This is a genomic window from Ruegeria sp. SAZD011, from assembly GCF_059612545.1.
In genome coordinates, this window is sequence record NZ_JBXWQU010000001.1 from 134,067 (window position 1) to 155,515 (window position 21,449).

Genomic DNA, 21,449 nt, shown 5'->3' on the forward strand with positions numbered 1-21,449 from the left:
GCCCCGTTCATGCCATGGGGGACGCGGGGGTCAAGGGGAATTGGCGGTTGCGCACGCGGGTTTGTGGGCGTCATAGGCGGCTTCAAGCTCGGATCTGAGGAAATCGCCAAAAACCAGCGGCGGAAATTTCGGCGCGCCGGTTCCCGGAAGCGGTTCAATCACCGTATTCACATGCGGATCGTAGAAGAACGGGCAACTGAACCGTTCGTGTCCCGAACGGTTGATCACCCGGTGCGGGGTTGATTTGAGCCGTCCGTTCGACATCCGGTGCAGCATGTCACCCACATTGACCACCAGCGCGCCGGGGCGATGGGGTACGTCGACCCACTGGCCCGCCGGGGTGCGCACCTGAAGCCCGCCGACACTGTCCTGCGCCAGCAGGGTGAGGCAGCCGAAATCGGTATGAGGAGCAGAGCCGTAGAGGTCGTCCGGGCTGGCCGGGGGCTGCGGTGGGTAATGCAGCAGGCGCAGCCAGACGGTCGGGCGATCAAAGGCCGACAGAATGGACAGGTCAGTGACACCGGCGGCTGCAAGCGCGATGGTCGTCAAGCGGCGACCAAGCGCGCTCATCGCTGCGCTGTAGCGTTCCAGGACATCGCGGAACCCGTCCAGGTCCGGCCAGCGGTTCGGCCCCGACAGATACTCCTCCGGGATCGCCACCGGGTCCTCTCGCATCATCATGAAACTGGCCGACTGGTTCGGCTTGGTCACGGTGGCAAGGGTCGAGTTCACGTCGGTCGAACTGTTGATCGGGATATAGCCGCGATGGCTGCGGTCGACCGCGATGGCCATCTTCTGCTCAAGCGGCAAGGCATGAAACCGGCGCGCGGCCTCGAACAGCGCTTCGGTCAGGGCGGGGTCGATGCCGTGACCGGTGATATACCCGAAACCTGTGGTGCCATAAGCCGCAAGGAAATCCGCGGCGCTCTCTGTGTCGGGACGATCACCCAGATGGATGACGGGAATCTCGGTGAATTCGGTCATGTCCTTCTCGCGTTGCGGGTCCGGAAAACAGGTAGGTCGCAGGTTCTGTCCGTTTCGATTTGTCGACTTGCCGACCCTCTCGCGGAGCACACCATGGATCGGGCGGAAAAAATGCTTGGCTGGTGTGCCACAAGCCCTTGGTTTTGCGTCCCTTCTCCAGGTATTTGCTGGTGGCGCGGCACGGGGTCCCGATACCCGTGGACGCTCCCTCAGTATTCCGCGATGTCGCCGCCCTGCTGCCAGGGCTTCACGAGGTTTCCAAAGCGGGTGAACTGCGCCTCGAAGCTCAGTTCGACCGTGCCGATGGGGCCATGACGCTGCTTGCCCACGATCACCTCGGCCTTGCCGTGCAACCGTTCCATCGCGGCTTTCCATTCCTCCATCCGGTCCAGTTCGTGATCGCCCGGCTTTTCGCGTTCCTTGTAATATTCCTCGCGGAACACGAACATCACCACGTCGGCATCCTGCTCGATCGAGCCCGATTCCCGCAGGTCGCTCAGTTGCGGCCGCTTGTCGTCGCGGTTCTCTACCTGGCGGGACAGCTGGGACAGCGCGATGACCGGAATGTTCAGTTCCTTGGCGATGGCCTTCATCCCCATCGAGATCTCGGCGATCTCGTTCACCCGGTTGTCAGCCATCCCCCGGCACAGCTGGAGATAGTCGATCACCAACAGGTCCAGCCCATGGGTCCGCTTCAGCCGCCGCGCGCGGGCGGCCAGCTGGCTGATCGGCAGGGCGGGCGTGTCGTCGATGAACAGCGGACACGCCTCCAGATCCTTGGCGGCGTTAACGAAGCGTCGGAACTCGTCCTCGGTCATGTCGCCCTGGCGGATCTTGTGGCTGGAGATTTCCGAAGCCTCGGCCAGAACCCGGCCCGCCAGCTGCTCGGCGCTCATTTCCAGGCTGAAGAAGCCCACCACGCCGCCATCCACCGCGCCCTCGGTGCCGTCATGGCGCTGGCCACGCTTATAGGCCTTGGCCACGTTGAACGCGATGTTGGTCGCCAGCGAGGTTTTCCCCATCGACGGACGCCCGGCCAGGATGATCAGGTCGGATGGGTGCAACCCGCCCAGCTGCTTGTCCAGATCGACCAGCCCGGTCGAGATGCCAGCCATGCCGCCGCCGCGCTGATAAGCCTGGTTGGTGACATTGACTGCCTCGGTTACCGCCTTGAGAAAGCTCTTGAATCCGCTGTCGGTCTGGCCCTGTTCCGAGAGTTTGTAAAGCTTCTGTTCGGCCTCGACGATCTGCTCCTTGGGCTCGCTGGCCACATCGACGCGCGCCGCCTTGTCCGAGATGTCACGACCCAGCCGGATCAGTTCGCGCCGGATCGCGAGGTCATAGATCATCTGCGCATAGTCGCGCACGGCAAAGGCGCTGATCGAGGCGCCGGCGAGATTGACCAGATAGGCCGCACCGCCCAGTTCCGCCAGCCCCGCATCCTCGGCCATGAAGGATTTCAGCGTCACCGGCGAGGCCAGAGCGTTCTTGGCAATCCGCGCGGCGGCCACTTCCCAGATGCGGGCATGCACCGGGTCATAGAAATGTTCGGGTCCGATGATTTGGGCGACCCGGTCATAAAGGTCGTTATTGGTCAGTATGGCGCCCAAGAGCTGCTGTTCGGCCTCGACCGAATGCGGCATGGTGTCCGGGTTTTGGACTTCGGCAGTTGCCTGTCCGATTGTGGTGATCTCGTTCATGTCTGCTCTACCGCCTCTTGGGTCAGAGGTCATAGCCGAGCGTCGCGAGTCGGCCAAGTTGTATGTTTTCTGGGGATATGCTGTGCATATCTCCGCACCCCCCGTATCTTGAAGGACCAGCAGGGGGTGCGTCAATATCTGGTGTCAAAATGGCGCTGTTCGGCCAAGAGCCGCCCGGGTGCCGTCGCGTCGGGTGTCAGCGTTTGTTGGCGGCCTGCCAGGCGCGCGGATCCTTCAGGAAGGTCTCAACCCCGCTCAGCGTGACCTCGTCAAAGGCCTTCTGCGCGCGGGCCTCGGCCAGCACATCCCACCAGGTGCAGAGGTAATGCAGCGCAACCCCGTGATCGCCCAGCGTCTTTTCCGTCTCGGGGAAGATGTCGTAGTAAAAGATCACCGCCGTATGGCCGCAGCTGGCCCCGGTCTCGCGGATCGCATCGACGAACGAGAGCTTGGAGCCGCCATCGGTGGTCAGATCCTCGACCAGCAGAACCCGCTGGCCCTCGCTCATCGCGCCCTCGATGCGGGCGTTGCGGCCATAACCTTTCGGTTTCTTCCTCACATAGGTCATCGGCAGCGCCATCCGCTCGGCCACCAGCGCGGCAAAGGGGATGCCCGCCGTCTCTCCTCCGGCGATGTTGTCGAAGGCCTCGAACCCTGCGTCGCGCATCACGGTGACGGTCAGGAAATCCATCAGAGTCGCGCGGATGCGCGGAAACGAGATCAGCTTGCGGCAGTCGATATAGCTGGGCGAGGGCAGGCCCGAGGCCAGGATATAAGGCTCCTCGGTGTTGAAATTCACCGCGCCGATTTCCAGCAGCATACGGGCAGTCAGGCAGGCGATTTCTTCGCGGGTCGGGTAAGAGGCAGGGATCATTGTCAGGTTCCGTTTTTCAAGGGCGGGACCAGAATTTTAAGTAAAATTCTGGGGCAAATTCTTCGATGAAGAATTTGCTACCCCGTCACCCGCCAGTGCAGCGGCACGCCCGGATCGAACACGGTGACGGTGTGGTCCCCGGCGGGCAGGGTCTTGGGGATAGTGAGCGGGTCATGCTTGCTGAGCGTGATCGTGTCGGTATTGACGGGCAGGCCATAAAAGGCGGGGCCATGCAGAGAGGTGAAGCCTTCCAGCTTGTCCAACGCACCCGCCTCTTCGAACACATGCGCCAGGCAGGAGAGCGCGATGGGCGCGGTGAAGCAACCCGCGGCACAGCATTCTGCCTCTTTGGCTTGGGTCGGATGGGGCGCGCTGTCAGTGCCGAGGAAATAGCGCGCATCTCCCGACGTGGCGGCGGCGACCAGCGCCTCGCGGTGTTGGCGGCGCTTGAGGATCGGCAGGCAGTAGTAATGCGGGCGCATGCCGCCCACCAGCATGTCGTTGCGGTCGAACATGAGGTGCTGGACCGTGATTGTCGCCCCCAGGCCCTCGGGGTTGGCCGCCACGTAATCGGCACCGTCCTTTGTGGTGATATGCTCCATGATCACGCGCAGTCCCGGCGTCGTGCGGCGGATCGGGTCCAGCACCCGGTCGATGAACACCGCCTCGCGGTCGAAGATGTCGATCTCGCGATCCGTGACCTCGCCATGCACGCAGAGCGGGCAGCCGATTTCGGCCATGCGTTCAAGCACCGGGCGTACCTTGTCAAAGTCCTTCACGCCGCTCGCGGAATTGGTGGTGGCGCCCGCAGGGTAAAGCTTCACCGAGGTGATCAACCCGCTTGCATGTGCTGCTGCCAGATCGTCGGGATCGGTGTCTTCGGTCAGATAGAGCGTCATCAGCGGCTCGAACGCCATGCCCTCGGGCAATGCTGCCATGATCCGGTCGCGATAGGCGGCGGCCTGTGCCCCGGTCACCACCGGCGGCACCAGGTTCGGCATGATGATGGCGCGCGCGAAATGGCGCGCGGTTTCGGGCAGGACGGCGGCCAGCATCGCGCCGTCGCGCAGATGCAGGTGCCAGTCGTCGGGGCGGCGGATCGTGAGGCTCTGGGTCATGCCGACCCGCTAGCACAGGTGCGGCATTCGGGAAAGGGGGCGAGGCAATTTGCGCGGTTCTCAGGGGACCGGCTGCGCGGCAGTCTTGAGGCTCTGGGGGACAGGATGCGCCGGACTCTATTACTCGATCACATCTACGATGCCGACCCCGATCGGCTGTTCGGGCTTGTCACCGACCTGGATACGCTGGACGCGGTTATCCACCCATGGATGCGACTGGATCACCTGCCGTCGGGGCCGGTGCATCAGGGCCAGGTGATCGATGTCGACCTGTCGATGCTGGGCCTGTTCCCCTCGCAGCCCTACAGAATGGAGGTCACGCTGTTCGATGCCGCCACCCGGCGCATGGTGTCCGAGGAATCGGGTCACGGGTTGCGACGGCTGGTGCATGAATTGCAGGTTCTGCCCGCCGGCGCAGGCGCGCGGCTGGTCGACAGGATCGAGGTCGAGGCGGGGTGGCTGACGCCGCTTCTGTTGTTCTGGCTGCGGATCACCCATGCCTGGCGTCACCATGTACGCAAGCGGTTGTTGCGGGCTCAGGCCTGACCGGGGGGCGGGGCGAACTTTCCGGCACGCGCGTCCTCTTCCAGCTCTTCCAGCCGACGGCGGAAGCGGCGTGCGGGCATCCGGGCGATCACGTTGCGGCAGAGCACCATGTTCAGATAGGGCCGGTTCTGCCGGTCGAGCACCGCCACCAACCCTTTCAGATAGCGGGGATAGGATCGACGGGCGCGGTAGACCTTGAAGAAGCTCTTGGAGTTCAGCTTGCCGGTCCCGGCCATCAAGAGGATGCGGTAGAGCAGGTTCATGTCCAACAGTCGCGCCTGCAACTCGGCTCCCATATAGCGCATGCGCAGACGGGTGACATTGTCGCGGGCGAACAGCGTGGCGTGCATCGCATCGAGCGATTCGGCAGGATCGTAAAGGACAAAGGCATGGTCGGCCGCGTCCAGCATGTCGGGGGCATAACCATAGCGGTCGGTGAACGAGATCCGGCGCATTTCGGTGAACCGGTCGTCCCATTCGGTCATGCGCGGATCAAGCGTTGCCTGCGGCTGTACCGCCACCACCGTCGCGCCGGGGGAGGCCACCGAAAAGGCCGCCGCCGCATAGCCGCAGGGACCGGCGCCATAGAACACGACCCGGTCGAAATCCTCAAAGAAGCCGTCATCGATCAACCGGTCGAAAAAAGCATAGACCTTGGCATCGCGGAACCATGTGTCTCCGTCGGAAACAATGCACAGATGCGACCAGCCCTTGGATTTGACCAGTTCAAAGCCAAAAGGTTGATGGGTCTCCGAGATCGAGCGGATGCCCTCGGCGGTTTCGAAGGTCACGATCAGAGTGGGGTCGCGGTCGATGAAAGTGGCAAAGTGGCGCGGACCCAGTTCCTGGGCCATGCCCTCGGCCTCGGCCTGTTCCAGAAGCTTCTGCTTCCAAACCTCACGACGGAACCCGGCGATGGATTCGTCGATGCTCGTCTTTGAGTCCTGCATAACTGGTCCTCGATACTCCGGCCTCGTGGCGGGCAGGTTTCGGGAACAGGATCTAGAGGGGAATTGAGGCCAAATTGGGCAAATCTCAGGCCGGTTTCGGGTCGTTTTCCGGACCGTCTCCGGTGGATTCCATGCGGCCCAGATTGGCAAATCCCACCAGCGTGCGGGCCGAGGCCGCGCTGATCAGGCGCGAGGGGGGTGTCATCAGCAACCGGGCGAACAGCGCCCGATAGGGTTCCTGCTTCATCAGGTCGGTAAAGCGTTTCTGACGCCATTCCACCGCGCGCTTGTGCAGCCGCGCCAGTTTCGCATCGGCCAGCAGGGCCTGGCGCAACGCAGTGCTGCGTTCGTCATATCGCAGGATCGAGTCGTCGCTATCGGTGTTAAAATTGCGCTCGACCCAGTAATCGACGTCCAGCATGTGCTCGGAATGCACCGCGCGGCCGCGATCGGCCTTGAGTACGTAGCTCTCCATCGCGCCCAGCGGATAGTGGTTGAGCTGGGCCAACCCGTAATTGGGGCGGCCATAGCTGGAGAATATCCGGTTCTCGCGGAACATTTCGTCCAGCGCGCGGCCGTGCCCGTCATACCAGTGCGAGGTTTCCAGCCGCTCGGGCACCGGGTTGCGCGGGCGGTGCACCCCCAGTTTGCGATAGGTGCCGTCGTTGCGATAGAGCGTCTTGAACATCGAGGCACGCCAGGGCCAGAACATGATCTCGGGCGCACAGCGGGTGAATTGCCCGGTCACCGGCGCATCCACGTAACGCGGCGTGTCGGAATTGCCGAACAGCCGCCAGGTCAGCGTGATCGCAGTGGCGCGCGGCAGCGCCTCGAACAGTGCCGACAGGCTGCCGTCGCCCACATGGATGTTGACGAATTCATCCACATCCAGCGGCAGGATCCAGTCGGCCTGTTTCACCAGCCGGTGTTTCGAGGCCGCCTTGAGTGCCGTGAACTGGATGCCCCCCTTGTCATAGGGGCCATCATTGCGCAGATGAACCAGCACGCCCATCTCGGCCAACCGGTCCAGCATCTGGTCGGTGCCGTCCTGGCAGTCATTTGAAAAGACGAGAAAATCCGTGAACCCCACCGCCTGGTGATGGGCCAGCCATTCAAGCAGAAACGCTGCTTCGTTGCGAACCGTCAGAACCGCCAGACTGCGCATGCGCCCTCACCAATCGCTGCGAAACACCGCGACCTTACCTTGGGACCAGCGCGGGAAGAAGACCAGACCGGCGCGGCGCATTGCCTCGAAAACCTGCGCGATACCCTCCTTGCCGACCCACTGCGGATGCAGTTCGATCAACACCGCCCGCAGGCCCGAGAGGTCAAGCTGCGGCAGCAGCTCCACTTCGGCCCCCTCGATATCGCAGACCAGCACGCTGGGCCGGATATCGGCCAGCGCCTTGGCGGCGCCACGCACCGGCACCTGCACCTTTTCCACCGTTTCGTCATCCTCGGGCAGCGGGTCGAGTGAGCTGTCGAGGATCGAGGCGCGCTGGTAGAAGGTGCGCCGCCCGGGATTGGCCCCCAGCAGCGCGTGGTGGATATGGGCGTTGGTGACGCCATTGGCGGCATGCACCGCCTCGATATAGGGGATCAGGCGCGGATTGGCCTCGAAACAATGCACCTCGGCGGCGCGGGTCTTGGTGGCGATCAGGGTCGACATGAATCCGATACCGGCGCCCAGTTCCATCACCACGTCGCCCTCTTTCATCATCCGGTAGGCGGCGCGGGCCTCCTTGGCTTCGTACCCGTCAGTGCGCAGCAACAGTCGCACCCGTTTCGGCAGGATGTCGGTATCGAGTGGAAAACGCATCCCGCGCGAGGTCAGGAACTTGCCGTCATGGGTCTGTGATCCGTCTGCCATGGCTCAGCTCTCCACATCCAGCGCCAGCGCATAGGCGACCCGTTCGGTGCCGGTCAGCTGTACTTCCAGCGCCTGTTTGTACAGGTGCTCGAATTCGGGCATGCCATGCAGTTCGGCCGCCTTGGCCCGGTGCCAGTCCAGCCCCGCCGCATGCAGGTCGCGCAGGGTGTCATCCTGCATCAGCCGGTCATATTCGGCGCGCATCCGGGGCAGGTTGCGCTTGATCGTGACATCGCGGTGGTCGTTCCAGTCCATCCGGATCCAATAGTTCAGCCCGATCGAGCGATCCACATGCAGGGCCCGGCCGCGCTGGCGCTTGACCAGGAAACTCTCGGCGCTGCGCAGGGCGTAATGGTTGAGCTGCAACAGGTCGTAGCCGATGGATTTCTTGGAGTTGCGCCAGCCCGATTTCAGCGCCTCGCCGGTCATGTCCTGGCCCGAGCCATTGACCCATTTCACCTGTGCTTCAAAGGCTTCGTCCAGCTTGTTGGGGCGATGACAACTGATCTTCTCATAGGCGCCGATATTGCGGAACATGGTCTTGAAGCCCCAGACCGTATGCGGCTTGGGGCAGTATTTGGGCGCACAGGCATCGAACTGGTCGATGACGAATTCGTCCTTCAATGCGGTCACGCCATTATGGCCGAACAGACGCCAGGTCATCGCGACATTGGTGGCCTCGGGTACGGCGGCAAAGAAATCGTCCAGCGTGCCGTTGCCGCAACGGATATTGATGAACTCGTCGACGTCGATATGGATGATCCAGTCGCTGTTTTTCAGCACCGGTTCCTTCAGCGCCTGGTTCAGCGCGTGTTGCTGGGGCGAGTTGCCCTTCCACTTGTCGTTGTTGCGGTGCTGAAGCACGCCAAGGTCCTGCAACCGGTCGAGAATCTCGCTGGTGCCATCGGAACAATCGTTGGTGTAGATCAGGAAATTGTCGACCCCGATGGCGCGGTGATAGGCCACCCATTCGAGGATGTAGGGGGCCTCGTTCTTCATGCAGCCGACGATGATATTGCCGGTCTTGCCCTTGGCCAGCTTGCGCGGCTTGGCGGGAGAAAAGGCAGCGGCCAGTTGCTCCTCATCCACCGCGCCGATGCGGTTATGCGGCGCGTAGGAGGATTTGCGCAGCTTCTCGAAATTCTGCACCGCCAGCGGCGGCATCAGCCGGCGGGCGGTCTCGCTGAGGCTATTGTCGCTTTCGGGCTCGGGCTGGGGCCGTGGGGCCGGGGAAGGCCCGGTTTCGGCGGGTGCGGGCGCCACTTGCTCGGCCCTGAGCGCCAGTTGCTCGGCGCTCAGCTTGTCAATCCGCCAGCGCGCCGCCAGCAGGTATTGCGAGGCGCGAAAGCCGCGCTCGGGATCGGCCTCGACCCAGTCGGCGGCGGGCGGCGGGGTGAACTGCTCCTCGTTCAGGCCGGGATGGTCCAGCATCAGGGCGCTGTTGGCGGCCTCGAACCGGGCCGATATCGCGGCCAGCCCATCCGGCGCCGGGGGCGGGCCGTCGATGGTCAGCTCGTCCAGCAGGCTGCGCCACAGTTGCCGGGTGACCACCTTGTCGCCATTGGCCATGTAGCGTAGCAGCAATTCGTTGAAACGGCGCTGGCGCGACAGGGTGGCGGCCGAGGGCAGGGGGGCGGCCAAGGTCGGCTCGGCCCGTCCGATGCCGCGCGTGATGCCGAACATCTCGCGCACCAGTTCGGGCGCGCCGGGGCCGGCCAGATCGTCAGGATCGTGCGAAAACAGCCGCACCGCTCCGGTGCCAAACCCCTCTTCCCACAGGGCCACCAGCCCGACGAGGTCGAGCCAGAAGGCTGGTCCCTGCGTCTCTTCGAACATGCCCCGGATCGGGTCGATGTGGGGCGTCGCCGCGATGGCGGCCTGCCACCAGCTGGGCGTGCCGATCAACTCCAGCTCCTGCTCCAGCGGCGCGGCGCGGCCTTCCGAGACCTGCGCGGCATAGTGATCCAGCAACATGCGCGCAGGGTCGCTCACCGTGGCGACCACCTGGAGGTCATCGGAGAGAGGTGCAAGCAGGTCGCGCAGCCGCGCCACTTCGGATGGGCGGTGGATCGAGCTGGCCATCTGTGCCGCCGACAGGATCAGCGTGTCGGGGCGGGTGGCGGCGACCTCGGCGCGCAGCCCTTCGATCATCGCATTGCGCAGCACCTCCTGTGCTTCGGGCGCGGCATAGCCACGGTTATAGCGGAACGGGTCCACATGGTCGGGGTCGGTCACCGCCATATACAGCCGCATGTGGTTGCGGTTGCCGGGGCTGCGGGCAAACAGCACGCCCTGCGATTTCAGCCCTTCGCGTTTATCCGACAGGATCGACTGGATGCGGTCCGCACCCGTGGTCTCGGGACCGATATGAAGGACGATACGCATCAGCGGGCCGGATCCTCGCTTGTGGGTGCCTCGGGTCCGGACACCGTTTCGGTGACGGTCTCGGCGCCGGTTTCGGGGTTCTCGTTCACCGTGCCCCACCAACGGATTGGCAGGTCCAGAAAGGCGCCGATCTTGGCGGGCGCTTCGGGGTCGAGAATGTCATATTCCAGAAAACGCGGATCGCCCGCGAACACCCGTCGGCAAAACCGGTTATGCCCATCGATCCAGCGCACGATATCCGCCGGCGCCCGACCGTATTTGCCTGGCAGGCCCGGCACGTCGAAGATGCGCAGCCGCTTGCGGCCCAGATTGGTCCAGCGGATCATGCTGTTGGCCTGCGCCTCGGGGTCACGATAGGACAGGATAAATTTCACCCCCGGATGCCGCTCTATGATCGCTTCGAGCAGACCCCAGTCGGTCTGCGGCCAGCGGTTCAGTTCGCCGCCCACCACGTTGATCTCGCTTAGTGCGTCAAACTCATCCAGAAGGTGGAGCGGATCGCCGGTCTCGAAATAGCCGCGATACATCAGGTCGCCCAGGAAATGCCGCGCCACCTCTGGGTTGGTCGACTGGAACTTGCGCACCTTCCAGTCGGCCACTTTCAGCCCCGAGGCGCGCAACGCCACGCCCAGCGTGGTGGTGCCCGATTTGGGCAGGCCCAGATTGATTACCCTGAGCCGCGCCATCACAGCATCCCCATCTCTTGCAGCAGCGCCTCTTCGCCCGGTGGCAGGGTCGAGGCGGCTCGCAACTGTGCCTGCATCTGGCGATAAGCGGGCTGCTTCAGCAGCGCGGCGCATTTTTCACGATGCAGGCGTACCGCGTCCGCGTGCAGCGCGCCGATGTCGCCATGCGCCTTGATCTGGTCCAAGGCCGCTTCCAGCGCCGGCAGGTAGCGGGCGATGCTGGTATCCTGCCAGGCCGGATCGTTGCGCTCGCGCCAATAGCTGTCGTCAAAGGCCCGGTTCTCGCGGTTCACATCGCCCCGGTCGTTCTTGACCAGGTAGCTGTCCAGCGAGCGCAGCGCGTAATGGTTGAGCGTCGCGAAGTCGCGCGCGCCCTTGGCCGGAAACTTGCGGATGCGGCGCGGATTGGCCGCGACCAGGAACTTGTGCGGCACCTGCCGGCCCGACCCATCGGCCCAGGCCAGCCCCTTTTTCTTGCCCTGCTTCTTGCTGAAAAAGGGCCGGTGCGCGCCGAAATACTGCAAGGGAAAGTCGCGCCGGGTCAGCGATTTGACCTCGATCGCGGTCTCGCCGCACCAGATGTCGGGATTGTGAGAGCGGGTGAACTGGGCGATCACCGGCCGGTCCTCGAACCCGTCGATGCCGTCATTGGCGAAGAACTGGAAATGCACCGAGATCGCCGCCGGGTCGCCACAGGCGGCGATCAGCGCGGGGATTGTGTTGTCGCCCACATGGATGTTCAGGAATTCGTCCACATCGGCGATCCAGACCCAGTCGGCGGCCTGTACCACGGTGCGATGGGCGGCATCCTTCAGCGCCTCCATCTGGTAATTGCGCCCCTCTGCCGGGTTGGGCAGATGCACCACGTTGCCACACAGATCCGCCAGATCGGAGCCAGCGGCGGCCAGCGCATCCAGCAGCCGGTCGGTGCCATCGGAACAGTCATTGGAATAGAACAGGAAATCGGTGACCCCGATCAACCGGTTGAACGCAATCCATTCCAGCAGGAACGGCCCCTCGTTCTTGACGCAGGTCACCGCCGTTATCCGCATGCACTTGCCCCGGTTGCCCTGGAATAGATTGCTGTCATCGCCTGTTTGCGGGCGGTTTTCCCGCCCTCCGATTGTTTCCAATGTCATGACATTTGCGCGCACAAGCGTCAACAGACCCCTAAGAGTTAGACTATCGTCGCAGTCCTTGTGTCGCAAAACCGCCCCTCTGCCGCTTGACGCGGGCGCGCCGGTGATGCCCCATTGGGCGCGACACAGGGAACGGGGACAGACATGACACAGGCGCCATCCATAGACGCGGTGCAACAGATGCTGGGCGAACAGGGCTACGTCTGCGGTCGGGCGCTGGCCACGGTCGTGTTCCTCTCGCTGCGCCTCGGGCGGCCGCTCTTTCTCGAGGGCGAGGCCGGGGTGGGCAAGACCGAGATCGCCAAGGCCATCGCCGCCGCCCTGGGCCGCCGCCTGATCCGCCTGCAATGCTACGAGGGGCTTGATGCCGCCTCGGCCGTCTACGACTGGAATTTCCCCGCCCAGATGGTCGCCATCCGCACCGCCGAGGCCGCTGGCGGCGCCGACCGCAGTGCGCTCCAGACCGAGCTTTTTTCGGATGACTTCCTCATCGAACGCCCGCTTCTGCAAGCCATGCGGCCGGATCCGGCGGGCGCTCCGGTATTGCTCATCGACGAGCTCGACCGCACCGACGAACCGTTCGAGGCGTTCCTTTTGGAGGCCCTCTCGGATTTCCAGGTCACCATCCCCGAGCTTGGCACCATCAAGGCGCCCGAGCCACCCATCGTCATCCTCACCTCGAACCGCACGCGCGAGGTGCATGACGCGCTGAAACGCCGCTGCCTCTATCACTGGGTCGATTATCCCGATTTCGATCGCGAGATGGAAATCCTGCATGCCCGCGCGCCCGAGGCCGCCGAGACCCTCAGCCGCCAGGTGGTGGCCTTCGTCCAGACCCTGCGCACCGAGGATCTGTTCAAGAAACCGGGCGTGGCGGAAACCATCGACTGGGCCAAATGCCTGCTGGCGCTCGACGTGATCGACCTGAGCCCCGAGGTGATAGCCGACACGCTGGGCGCGATCCTGAAATACCAGGACGACATCCAGAAACTGCAAGGGTCCGAGGCCAAACGCATCCTGGATCAGGCCAAGGCCTCGCTGGAACCCGCCTGATGCTTCTTTCTGGTTCGAAATACTCCGGGGGTGTGGGGGCAGCGCCCCCACGCGGCGCCCATGGCTAGGCGCGGCCCCGCGACCGGGCCGCGCTCAGTGGCGCGCCATCCAGCCGGTGATCCGGTCGAACTTGTCGCGATCGATCCGCACCGCGCCATTGCCCGATTGCGACCCGGTGGTGTGGATGGCGCAGACCTTCTCGCCCGCGTGCCCGTCCCAGACCGACCAGACGCCCGAACCGGATTGGCCCCCGGCGGTGTCGATATCATAGAACACCTTGGTGTCGGTGACCGACTTGATCACGTCCTTGTGGGTCCACAGCGTCCGCCCGCCCTTGTCGCCGGGATAGCCCGAGACGTTGACGCGGTGGTTCGAGAGCATCGCCTCGGGTCCGGTGACGATGCCGTGCCAGCCGGTCCGGTCGCCCAACTCGTCGCCCAGGATCAGCATGCCCATGTCGAATTCGGGGTTCTCGCCATTGGTCCAGCCCGCCACGGACAGCAGGCGCACGGCGCGGCTGGTGCCGAAGGGCAGCGCGCCATCGTCGCGCGCGGCCTGAAAGATCACCTCGGTCGCCCAGCCGCCACTGTCGCGCGAAAACACGCAATGGCCCGCCGTCAGCACATGGTGGCGGTTCACCATCGTCCCCGACCCGATGAAACGGCGGCCATCGGGAAAGGTCATCTCCATATGGCCATGCACCGCCCAGGGCCAGAGATTGGCGGGGCTGATGCGGAGACGGTCGTCAAGGCCGATCACCACCTCGGTCTGAAAGCCGCTGCCATGCATCAGCGCATCCAGCTCGTCGTCGGGCATTCCGGCGGCGCTGGCCTCGCGGGCCTCGGCAAAGCCCGAGACGCTGGTTTCGGCCAGATTGTCCGCGCTTTCAAGGCCGGGCCTGAACCCGGTGGTCGCGGCGATATCGCCGAACCGTTCGATACACAGGGCCGAGTGTCCGGGATGCTGCGCCTCGGGCGCCAGCAGCGCATGGGTGGTAAGGAGATCGCTCATGGTCTGTCCTTTGAATGCAGGGTGAAAGAAAGAAATTTGGTCTTGATGAATTGTGCCAGCATAGCACGAAAAACGGCTTTTCGAAACAGCGCAGGCGGGTGTCATGCCTGAATACGCCCCGCTTGCCCTGCCGGAAAATCCGCGTCTGGCCCAGAACATCACCCATTTCGCCCGCGCCCTGCGCAAGGCGGGATTGCCGATCGGGCCGGGCCGCGTCATCGACGCGGTGCGCGCGGTCGAGGCGGCCGGATTTACCGAGAAACGCGATTTCTACTGGACGCTTCACGCCTGTTTCGTGAACCGCCCCGAACACCGCGCCGTCTTTGCCCAGGTCTTCCGCCTCTACTGGCGTGACCCGCGCTATCTGGAACACATGATGTCGATGATGCTGCCCGCCATCCGTGGCGTGCAGGAGGAACGCAGCGCCCAGGCCGCCGAGAAACGCGCCGCCGAGGCTCTGCTCGACGGGAACCAGCCGGAGCTGCCGGAACCTGAACCCGAGAAGGAGGGCGAGGAAACCCTGATCGAGGTCGACGCCTCGCTCACCATGTCGGCCGAGGAAAAGCTCAAGACGCTCGATTTCGAACAGATGAGCACCGAGGAGATCGCCCGCGCCAAGCGCATGCTGGCCCGGCTGACGTTGCCGGTAAAGCCGATCCCGTCACGGCGCAGGCAGGCGGCGGTGCTGGGGCCCCGCATCGACCGCGCCCGCACCCTGCGCGCCGCCATGCGCCAGGGTGGCGAGCTGCGCGATATTGCCCGGGCAGAACCGCGCCCACGTTGGCCCAACCTTGTGGTGCTTTGCGATATTTCCGGTTCGATGAGTCAATACAGTCGTATGGTCCTGCATTTTCTCCACGCCGTATCCAATGCCAAGGGGCAGGGCTGGGCCAAGGTGCATGCCTTTACCTTTGGCACGCGGCTGACCAATGTCACACGGCACTTGCGTCAGCGCGATGTCGACGCCGCGCTGAAATCCGCCGGGGCCGAGGCGCAGGACTGGGAGGGCGGTACCCGCATCGGCGCCTGCCTTCATGCCTTCAACCGCGACTGGTCGCGGCGGGTGATGGGGCAGGGCGCGGTGGTGCTGTTGATCACCGACGGGCTCGACCGTGACGACCCCGACGCGCTTGCCGCCGAGATGGAGCGTCTGCATTTGTCTTCGCGCCGCCTGATCTGGCTGAACCCGTTGTTGCGCTGGTCCGAGTTTGCCCCCAAGGCGCGCGGCATCCGCGCCATGCTGCCCCATGTCGACAGTTTCCGCGCGGGCCATTCCATCGCCTCGCTCGAAGAACTGGCCGAGGTGATCTCGCGCCCCGACGATGTGGGCGAAAAGGCGCGGTTGCTGGCCCGGCTGGAGGAATGACCTCGGGTTGAATTGATCGTTCGCGTTCCGGGTGTATAGTTCCTCGGATTTGAATGGAGCGGCCATGGTTTTGAATTGCGTCGATTGCGAGGATCCGCCCGGCGGCAGGGCCTGTTGCGAACCCGGACAGACCCCGATGTGTTTCATAAAGGATGGCAAGGCCCAATCCGTTTGCATGTCGCTGTCCAGCGACATAACCGGGGATGTGGAACGGTTCGCCGCGGCGTTGAAAGCGACGTTGCGCGCGCTGGCGGGGCCCGCCTATTTTGACGATATCGAACGGAACTTTCACCTTGCCGGTGGGCGCGCGAGTTTTGTCAGTGCGAATGGCCGGGTAAAGATGACGGCCCTGAACCCGGAAAGCGGTCGCGGCGGTGGCAGCGCCGAGGATCACGTTCGGGGGATGTAGCGTGTTCAGTTACGAGAACCTGAAACGATTTGTCCTGTTGTTGCTGATGCTGCGCCGGAAATTTCCGGGCAGGGGATATGTGGCCTTTGCGCGGATCGGGTTGGTCATGATCGGGCTGGGCCTTCCCGGTGTGCTCGATCTTGTCATCTCGGGCGCTGTCGGGCTTGGGCTGATGACGCAGCCACCGGCCGATAATCGTCTGGCTATCGCCCAACTTGCGCTCATTGCTTGTGGCGTGGGCGTCATTCTGGTGACGCTCTGGCTGTATGACCGGTACCTCGGACGGGTGCCGCGCGGCCTCGAAAACGAGGGGTGTTTCAACCTGAACATTCAGCCGGACACGCCGCTGGGGCCGCTTGTCCAAAAGACGGCCCAAAACCTGGGCAAAGTCGTCGACCTGTCCGGCATCCCGGACGCGTATCGGAGCCTCCCCATTCTGAGCGGGCCCATGTTCAACGACGATTTCGGCAATTTTCTGGCAAATATCGACCGGCGGACCACGCCCCCCGGTCTGATGCGCTGGTCGGAGGAGGCAGAGGTCTATCGGGTCTGGATCGAGGATCCGGCAGGTGTCATCGCGGGGCGCGGCTGATGGCGGCGCGCGCCGGATGAGCGCGACGCGGGACAGTGACCGCGCCTTCTGGGTGGCGCATCAGTACGCCTCCGGCTCGGGCGGCGCGATAGAGCCGGACGCGGCGATGCAAGGCCACGACCCGGCGCTGGCGCTGGCCGGGCATGTCGTCGCTGTCAACCGGCTCTATCTGGATCAGCACCGGTTTCAGCCGCGGATCGCCCGATGTCAGACCTGGCTGCTGCCGGCCTCGCCCCGGATCAATGCACGCGCCATCCAGCATGGCGCCCGGCGCGCGGTCTTTCTGCATGGCGGGCTGCTGCGGAGCCTGTGGAACGCGCTGCACATGCTGTTGGGCGGGTCGCGCTTTCTGGCCGACCGCTTCGGCTGGCAGGCCGCCGATCTGCGCCCGCCACCGCCCGCGCCGGGCGGCGTGCGGCTGTTTCCGCAGGTGACCGGCGGTGATGGGACCGACCCGCTGTCCTATCTCAAGGAGGTTTATGGCCGCGCGGTGGAATTCGTCTATTTCCACGAGATCGCACATCACGGGCGCGACCATATTGCCCGGCTGCGCGCGGTTGGCGGACAGGGCTTTGTCGACGAGGGGCTGGCAATGGCCGGTGGGTCCGGGGCGGTGGCAGACCTGTTGCGGCTGCTTGAATTCGATGCCGATCTGAGCGCGGTCGACATGTGCCTGAACGCCACCGGCTTTGCCAGTTGGGCCGAGGGAGAGACGCCGCGCTTTGCCGATCCCGACTACATGACCAGCGAGCTGTTTCTGCACCTGACCGGCATGGTGACCCTGTTCATGCTGCTCGACCGGGCCGCCCCCAACGCCCGAGCGCAGTATGATGGCGGGCATCCCCCGGCGCTGCATCGGGCGATCCGGCTGTCGGTGGGGCTGGCCGATACGGTGCAGGCGGCAACGGGGCTGAGCCGCGCCCAGGTCGATCCGTTTCTCGATCACGCCTGGTCCGAGGTGGTGAGCCTGGCCGGGCGGCTGGGGTATCCGCCTGGCCTGTGGACCGGACGGCAGGATCAGATCGCCCGCATCGGCCTGCTGGACGACATCGCCGACCGCGCCAACGCGCTCAGCCGCGAGATCGACGCCGAACTGGGACAAAAGCCCGCCGCACGCGGCCCGGCCTGAACCCCGGGCCGCCGATGCGGCCAATTTGATCTATGTCATGCCGGAACTCGAATATGTGATGTATTCGTGATGCAGAATATGAATCTGCAAGGGGGAGTGCCATGACACTCAACTGGAAAATCGGCGGGCTGCTTCTGGGGCTGGTCTTCTTTGCCGCCGTGCTGCTGGTCAAGCCCATCGGGGTCTCGACCCAGTTTGTCATTCTTGACGGGATCGTTGCCGACGCGGTGATGCCGGACCTCGTGACCAAGACCGAAGAGGGCTATACCTCGACCAATGCCTATCTGGCCAAATCAGGCGGCAAATATGCCAAGTCGGTGGCCAATCCGCTCAACTATTCCTTTGTCTTCGTACTGGCGATGATGCTGGGCGGGTTCCTGTCGGTGATGGCGCGCGGCGGTCTTGATCGGGCCGAGCGGGCAATCCCCGCGCTCTGGCGGGCCAATTTCGGTGACAGCGCGGTCAAGCGTTATGCAGTGGCCTTTATGGGTGGTTTCATCGTGCTCTATGGCGCGCGTCTGGCCGGGGGGTGCACCTCGGGCCACATGATGTCTGGCATGATGCAGACGGCGCTCAGCGGTTACATCTTTGCCGCCGGGGCCTTTGCCGCCGCCATTCCCGTTTCCATCCTGATGTTTCGCAAGGAGGTCTGAGCCATGACGTCGATCATTCTCGCAATCGTGATCGGGGCGGCCTTTGGCGCCGTGCTGGACCGGGTCGGCGCCGCCAACCCGAACGTGATCAACCGCATGCTGAACCTGACCGACCTGCGTCTGGCCAAGGCGATCCTGCTGGCGATCGGCACCGGATCGGCGCTGATGTTCGGCGGCCAGATGCTGGGCCTGGTCGATGTGGGCCATATGTCGGTCAAGACGGCCTATGTCGGTGTCTTTCTGGGGGGCCTGATGCTTGGCGCGGGCTGGGCTGCGGCGGGCTATTGCCCCGGCACCGGCGTTGTCGCGGCGGCCTCAGGGCGCAAGGACGCGTGGTTCTTCATCGCCGGCGGTCTGCTGGGGGCCGCGGCCTATATGGTGACCTATCCGGCGTGGAAGGCCAGCGGCCTGCTTGACAAGATCGCCGGGGGCGCGGTGACGCTGGGCACCGTACCCGGGTCGAAATACGAGGGCATGACGGCGCTGCCGGGCGACATTCTGGGTCTGGTGCTGGGGCTGGGCTTTGTGGTGCTGGCCTTTGCCCTGCCGGATCGGCTGATGGGGGCGGGCGTGCCGCGCACGGCTCCGGCCGAATAGGCGCGGTTTCATATCCCGGTGCATGGCTCTCGCGCAAATTCCCTGGCCATGCATCCGCGGCCCGGCGTTCGTGTTCGCGCCGGGCCGCATTTCGTTTGTCGTCACAATTGCTTCGCCCCTACTTTCGCACCATTGAATTGGCCGCGCCGCACGCCATACTGATCGGGTGGAGGCATGCATGGAACGATTTGACAACGCACCCGAGATCGCGCTGGCCTGGCACCGGCAGGGGCTGGGCGCGGCGCTGGCCACGGTGGTCGAAACCTGGGGCAGCGCCCCGCGCCGGGTGGGCGCGCAACTGGCGATCGGCGGCGATGGCCGGATCGAGGGATCGGTCTCGGGCGGCTGTGTCGAGGGCGCGGTGATCGTCGAGGCGCTGGAAGCGCTGGAGGACGGTGAGGCTCGGCTGCTGGAATTCGGGGTCAGCGACGAGGACGCCTTTGCCGTGGGTCTGGCCTGTGGCGGTACCATCCGCGTGCTGGTCGAGCCGGTGGGCAGCGTGCTGCCCGAACCGATGCTGGCCGAGCTGGTCGATGCCCGCGCCTCGCGTCAGGCGCTGGCTTATGTGGTCGACACTGCGCGCGGCACAAGGGCGCTGGTACGGGATGGCTATCGCGAACGGATGCGGATGGACCGGTCCGGCTTCGAAGAGGACGGGCGCACCTTTGTCGCCGTGCACAACCCGCCCCTGCGGCTGATCGTGGTGGGGGCCGTTCATATCGCCCAGGCGCTGGTGCCGATGGCGCGCATCGCGGGCTATGATCCGGTGGTGATCGACCCGCGCGAGGCCTTTGCAAGCGACGCGCGCTTTCCCGGCGAGACGATCCTGCATGACTGGCCCGACGAGGCGGTTTCGAAACTGGGTCTTGATGCGCGCACCGCGCTGGTGCTGCTGACCCATGACCCCAAGCTGGACGACCCCGCGCTCGAGGCTGCCTTGGCGGCGGATGTGTTCTATATCGGCGCGCTGGGTTCGACCCGGACCCATGCGAAACGGGTTGCGCGCATGCACGAGGCCGGGTTCACCGATGCCCAGATCGGGCGCATTCACGGGCCTGTCGGCCTCGATATCGGGGCGGCGGGCCCGGCCGAGATCGCCGTGGCGATCCTGGCGCAGATGACGGCGGTGCTGCGGGGTCGGGCATGAGGTTCGGCCCTGTCCCGGTGGCCGGGGCCGACGGCGCGATCCTGGCCCATTCGGTGCAGGCGGGGTCGAAGAAACTGCGCAAGGGGCTGCGGCTGGAGTCCGAGCATCTGGAACAGCTGACTCAGGCGGGCATTGCCGAGGTGATCGTGGCGCGGCTCGACCCCGGCGATTGTCACGAGGATGCCGCCGCCCGGCGACTGGCCGATGCGCTGGCGCCCGATCCGGGTGTCGCCGGGCTGCGGGTGACCGCGCCCTTTACCGGTCGCGTCAACCTGCTTGCGGACGGGCCGGGCGTGGTCTGCCTCGACGTCGACGCGATCGAGCGTTTCAACTTGGTGCACCCCATGATCACCGTGGCCACGGTGCCGCAGCATCAGCAGATGGGGCCGGGCGGCATGGTCGCCACGATCAAGGTGATCTCCTACGCGGTGCCGCAGGCCGATGTCGACCGCGCGGCAGATGCGGCACGTGGCGCGATCCGCCTTGCGGCGCCGGTGTTGCGCAGCGCCGGGCTGGTGGTCACCGACATTCCCGGCGGTCCGCCCAATGACAAGGGCATCGCCGCGATCCGGGGTCGGATCGAGGCGCTGGGCCTGACGCTTGACGACCTGCGGCTGGTGCCCCATCGCGGTGCCGAGCTTGCGGCGGCGATCTCCGAGGTTCGGGGCGACATGGTCTTGATCCTCACCGGCTCGGCCACTTCGGACCCCGAGGACGTGGCCCCCGCCGCCCTGCGCTGTGCGGGCGGCGTGGTCGAGCGGTTCGGCATGCCGGTCGATCCGGGCAACCTGCTGTTTCTGGGTGCTCTGGGCGCGCGCCCGGTAATCGGCCTGCCGGGCTGCGCCCGCTCACCCGCGCTCAACGGCGCCGATTGGGTATTGTCGCGCGTGGCCTGCGGGCTTGAGGTCACCGGCCGCGATATCGCCGCGATGGGGGTCGGAGGGTTGCTCAAGGAGATCCCGACCCGCCCGCAACCCCGCGCCGGGCGCCGGGGGTGAGCGGCTATTTTCTGTTCTCAAACAGAGACTCCCGTGATTTAGTCATCATCAATGAATGCCATAACGGGGAGGAATGTCATGCCTGAAGTCAAGATGAAGGTTAACGGCCGAGAGGTTGCAGGGTCGGTAGAGTCCCGTGATTTGCTGGTTGATTTTTTGCGGGAAGGGTTGTCGCTGACGGGGACGCATGTTGGGTGTGACACGGGTCAGTGCGGGGCATGCGTGGTGCATGTTGACGGGGT

At 64.7% G+C, this 21,449-nt stretch carries 22 protein-coding genes; 11 read left to right on the plus strand and 11 right to left on the minus strand.

What is annotated here, in order from left to right:
- Nucleotides 1-30 precede the first annotated feature (30 nt).
- The 4 genes from AC2FLM_RS00670 to pyrC all read right to left on the minus strand — a co-directional run bounded on the left by AC2FLM_RS00670 (nucleotide 31) and on the right by pyrC (nucleotide 4,676).
- Nucleotides 31-984: an isopenicillin N synthase family dioxygenase gene (locus tag AC2FLM_RS00670; RefSeq protein ID WP_234221529.1), complete on the minus strand. Its 954-nt coding sequence runs from the start codon at nucleotides 982-984 to the stop codon at nucleotides 31-33.
- A 209-nt stretch (nucleotides 985-1,193) separates the two neighbouring features.
- On the minus strand, nucleotides 1,194-2,684 hold the full coding sequence (locus AC2FLM_RS00675; RefSeq protein ID WP_234221530.1) for a replicative DNA helicase: 1,491 nt from the start codon (nucleotides 2,682-2,684) through the stop codon (nucleotides 1,194-1,196).
- Between the two features lie 196 nt (nucleotides 2,685-2,880).
- Entirely contained in the window at nucleotides 2,881-3,558 is a 678-nt protein-coding gene (locus AC2FLM_RS00680; RefSeq protein WP_496854756.1) for an orotate phosphoribosyltransferase, read from the minus strand.
- A 77-nt stretch (nucleotides 3,559-3,635) separates the two neighbouring features.
- Complete coding sequence (gene pyrC, locus AC2FLM_RS00685) at nucleotides 3,636-4,676, minus strand: dihydroorotase (protein WP_496854758.1); 1,041 nt, start codon at nucleotides 4,674-4,676, stop codon at nucleotides 3,636-3,638.
- Nucleotides 4,677-4,781: 105 nt separating this feature from the next.
- Here pyrC and AC2FLM_RS00690 point away from each other — a divergent pair, with 105 nt between their 5' ends.
- Complete coding sequence (locus tag AC2FLM_RS00690) at nucleotides 4,782-5,222, plus strand: Rv1443c family protein (RefSeq protein ID WP_234221534.1); 441 nt, start codon at nucleotides 4,782-4,784, stop codon at nucleotides 5,220-5,222.
- On the opposite strand, the gene AC2FLM_RS00695 is transcribed toward AC2FLM_RS00690, so the two are convergent.
- The 6 genes from AC2FLM_RS00695 to AC2FLM_RS00720 all read right to left on the minus strand — a co-directional run bounded on the left by AC2FLM_RS00695 (nucleotide 5,213) and on the right by AC2FLM_RS00720 (nucleotide 12,165).
- Nucleotides 5,213-6,172: a phosphoadenosine phosphosulfate reductase gene (locus tag AC2FLM_RS00695; protein ID WP_496854760.1), complete on the minus strand. Its 960-nt coding sequence runs from the start codon at nucleotides 6,170-6,172 to the stop codon at nucleotides 5,213-5,215. The genes AC2FLM_RS00690 and AC2FLM_RS00695 overlap by 10 nt on opposite strands.
- 85 nt (nucleotides 6,173-6,257) lie before the next feature.
- A complete protein-coding gene (locus AC2FLM_RS00700) occupies nucleotides 6,258-7,337 on the minus strand; it encodes a glycosyltransferase family 2 protein (protein WP_496854762.1) in 1,080 nt (359 codons plus the stop codon).
- Between the two features lie 6 nt (nucleotides 7,338-7,343).
- Nucleotides 7,344-8,042, minus strand: a complete 699-nt coding sequence (locus AC2FLM_RS00705; protein WP_234221537.1) for an FkbM family methyltransferase — start codon at nucleotides 8,040-8,042, stop codon at nucleotides 7,344-7,346.
- 3 nt (nucleotides 8,043-8,045) lie between these two features.
- Nucleotides 8,046-10,427 carry a glycosyltransferase family 2 protein gene (locus AC2FLM_RS00710; protein ID WP_496854765.1) on the minus strand — a complete coding sequence of 794 codons (2,382 nt, stop codon included), beginning with the start codon at nucleotides 10,425-10,427 and terminating at the stop codon, nucleotides 8,046-8,048.
- Complete coding sequence (locus AC2FLM_RS00715; protein WP_496854767.1) at nucleotides 10,427-11,113, minus strand: sulfotransferase; 687 nt, start codon at nucleotides 11,111-11,113, stop codon at nucleotides 10,427-10,429. Before AC2FLM_RS00715 ends, AC2FLM_RS00710 begins: the two co-directional genes overlap by 1 nt.
- Nucleotides 11,113-12,165 (minus strand): glycosyltransferase family 2 protein, encoded by a 1,053-nt coding sequence (locus AC2FLM_RS00720; protein ID WP_496854769.1) that lies wholly within the window; start codon nucleotides 12,163-12,165, stop codon nucleotides 11,113-11,115. The genes AC2FLM_RS00715 and AC2FLM_RS00720 overlap by 1 nt, the downstream gene beginning before the upstream one ends.
- A gap of 231 nt (nucleotides 12,166-12,396) precedes the next feature.
- Between AC2FLM_RS00720 and AC2FLM_RS00725 the strand changes: the two genes are divergently transcribed.
- On the plus strand, nucleotides 12,397-13,305 hold the full coding sequence (locus AC2FLM_RS00725) for an AAA family ATPase (RefSeq protein ID WP_496854771.1): 909 nt from the start codon (nucleotides 12,397-12,399) through the stop codon (nucleotides 13,303-13,305).
- A gap of 93 nt (nucleotides 13,306-13,398) precedes the next feature.
- Here AC2FLM_RS00725 and AC2FLM_RS00730 read toward each other — a convergent pair whose 3' ends face one another.
- Nucleotides 13,399-14,316 (minus strand): trypsin-like serine peptidase, encoded by a 918-nt coding sequence (locus AC2FLM_RS00730; RefSeq protein ID WP_496854773.1) that lies wholly within the window; start codon nucleotides 14,314-14,316, stop codon nucleotides 13,399-13,401.
- A gap of 103 nt (nucleotides 14,317-14,419) precedes the next feature.
- Between AC2FLM_RS00730 and AC2FLM_RS00735 the strand changes: the two genes are divergently transcribed.
- The 9 genes from AC2FLM_RS00735 to AC2FLM_RS00775 all read left to right on the plus strand — a co-directional run.
- On the plus strand, nucleotides 14,420-15,682 hold the full coding sequence (locus AC2FLM_RS00735) for a vWA domain-containing protein (RefSeq protein WP_234136213.1): 1,263 nt from the start codon (nucleotides 14,420-14,422) through the stop codon (nucleotides 15,680-15,682).
- 136 nt (nucleotides 15,683-15,818) lie between these two features.
- Complete coding sequence (locus tag AC2FLM_RS00740; RefSeq protein ID WP_496854776.1) at nucleotides 15,819-16,091, plus strand: hypothetical protein; 273 nt, start codon at nucleotides 15,819-15,821, stop codon at nucleotides 16,089-16,091.
- 1 nt (nucleotide 16,092) lies between these two features.
- Nucleotides 16,093-16,683 (plus strand): hypothetical protein, encoded by a 591-nt coding sequence (locus AC2FLM_RS00745; RefSeq protein ID WP_496854778.1) that lies wholly within the window; start codon nucleotides 16,093-16,095, stop codon nucleotides 16,681-16,683.
- A complete protein-coding gene (locus AC2FLM_RS00750; RefSeq protein WP_496854780.1) occupies nucleotides 16,661-17,812 on the plus strand; it encodes a hypothetical protein in 1,152 nt (383 codons plus the stop codon). The genes AC2FLM_RS00745 and AC2FLM_RS00750 overlap by 23 nt, the downstream gene beginning before the upstream one ends.
- A 101-nt stretch (nucleotides 17,813-17,913) precedes the next feature.
- Nucleotides 17,914-18,465, plus strand: coding sequence for a YeeE/YedE thiosulfate transporter family protein (locus AC2FLM_RS00755; protein WP_234143594.1), 552 nt, complete (start codon nucleotides 17,914-17,916; stop codon nucleotides 18,463-18,465).
- A 3-nt stretch (nucleotides 18,466-18,468) separates the two neighbouring features.
- A complete protein-coding gene (locus AC2FLM_RS00760; protein WP_496854782.1) occupies nucleotides 18,469-19,062 on the plus strand; it encodes a YeeE/YedE thiosulfate transporter family protein in 594 nt (197 codons plus the stop codon).
- Between the two features lie 178 nt (nucleotides 19,063-19,240).
- Entirely contained in the window at nucleotides 19,241-20,209 is a 969-nt protein-coding gene (locus AC2FLM_RS00765) for an XdhC family protein (RefSeq protein ID WP_234215944.1), read from the plus strand.
- A complete protein-coding gene (locus AC2FLM_RS00770; RefSeq protein WP_496854784.1) occupies nucleotides 20,206-21,207 on the plus strand; it encodes a molybdopterin-binding protein in 1,002 nt (333 codons plus the stop codon). Before AC2FLM_RS00765 ends, AC2FLM_RS00770 begins: the two co-directional genes overlap by 4 nt.
- A 78-nt stretch (nucleotides 21,208-21,285) precedes the next feature.
- Nucleotides 21,286-21,449: 2Fe-2S iron-sulfur cluster-binding protein (locus AC2FLM_RS00775; protein WP_496854795.1), on the plus strand; the 164-nt coding region annotated here is incomplete at its 3' end.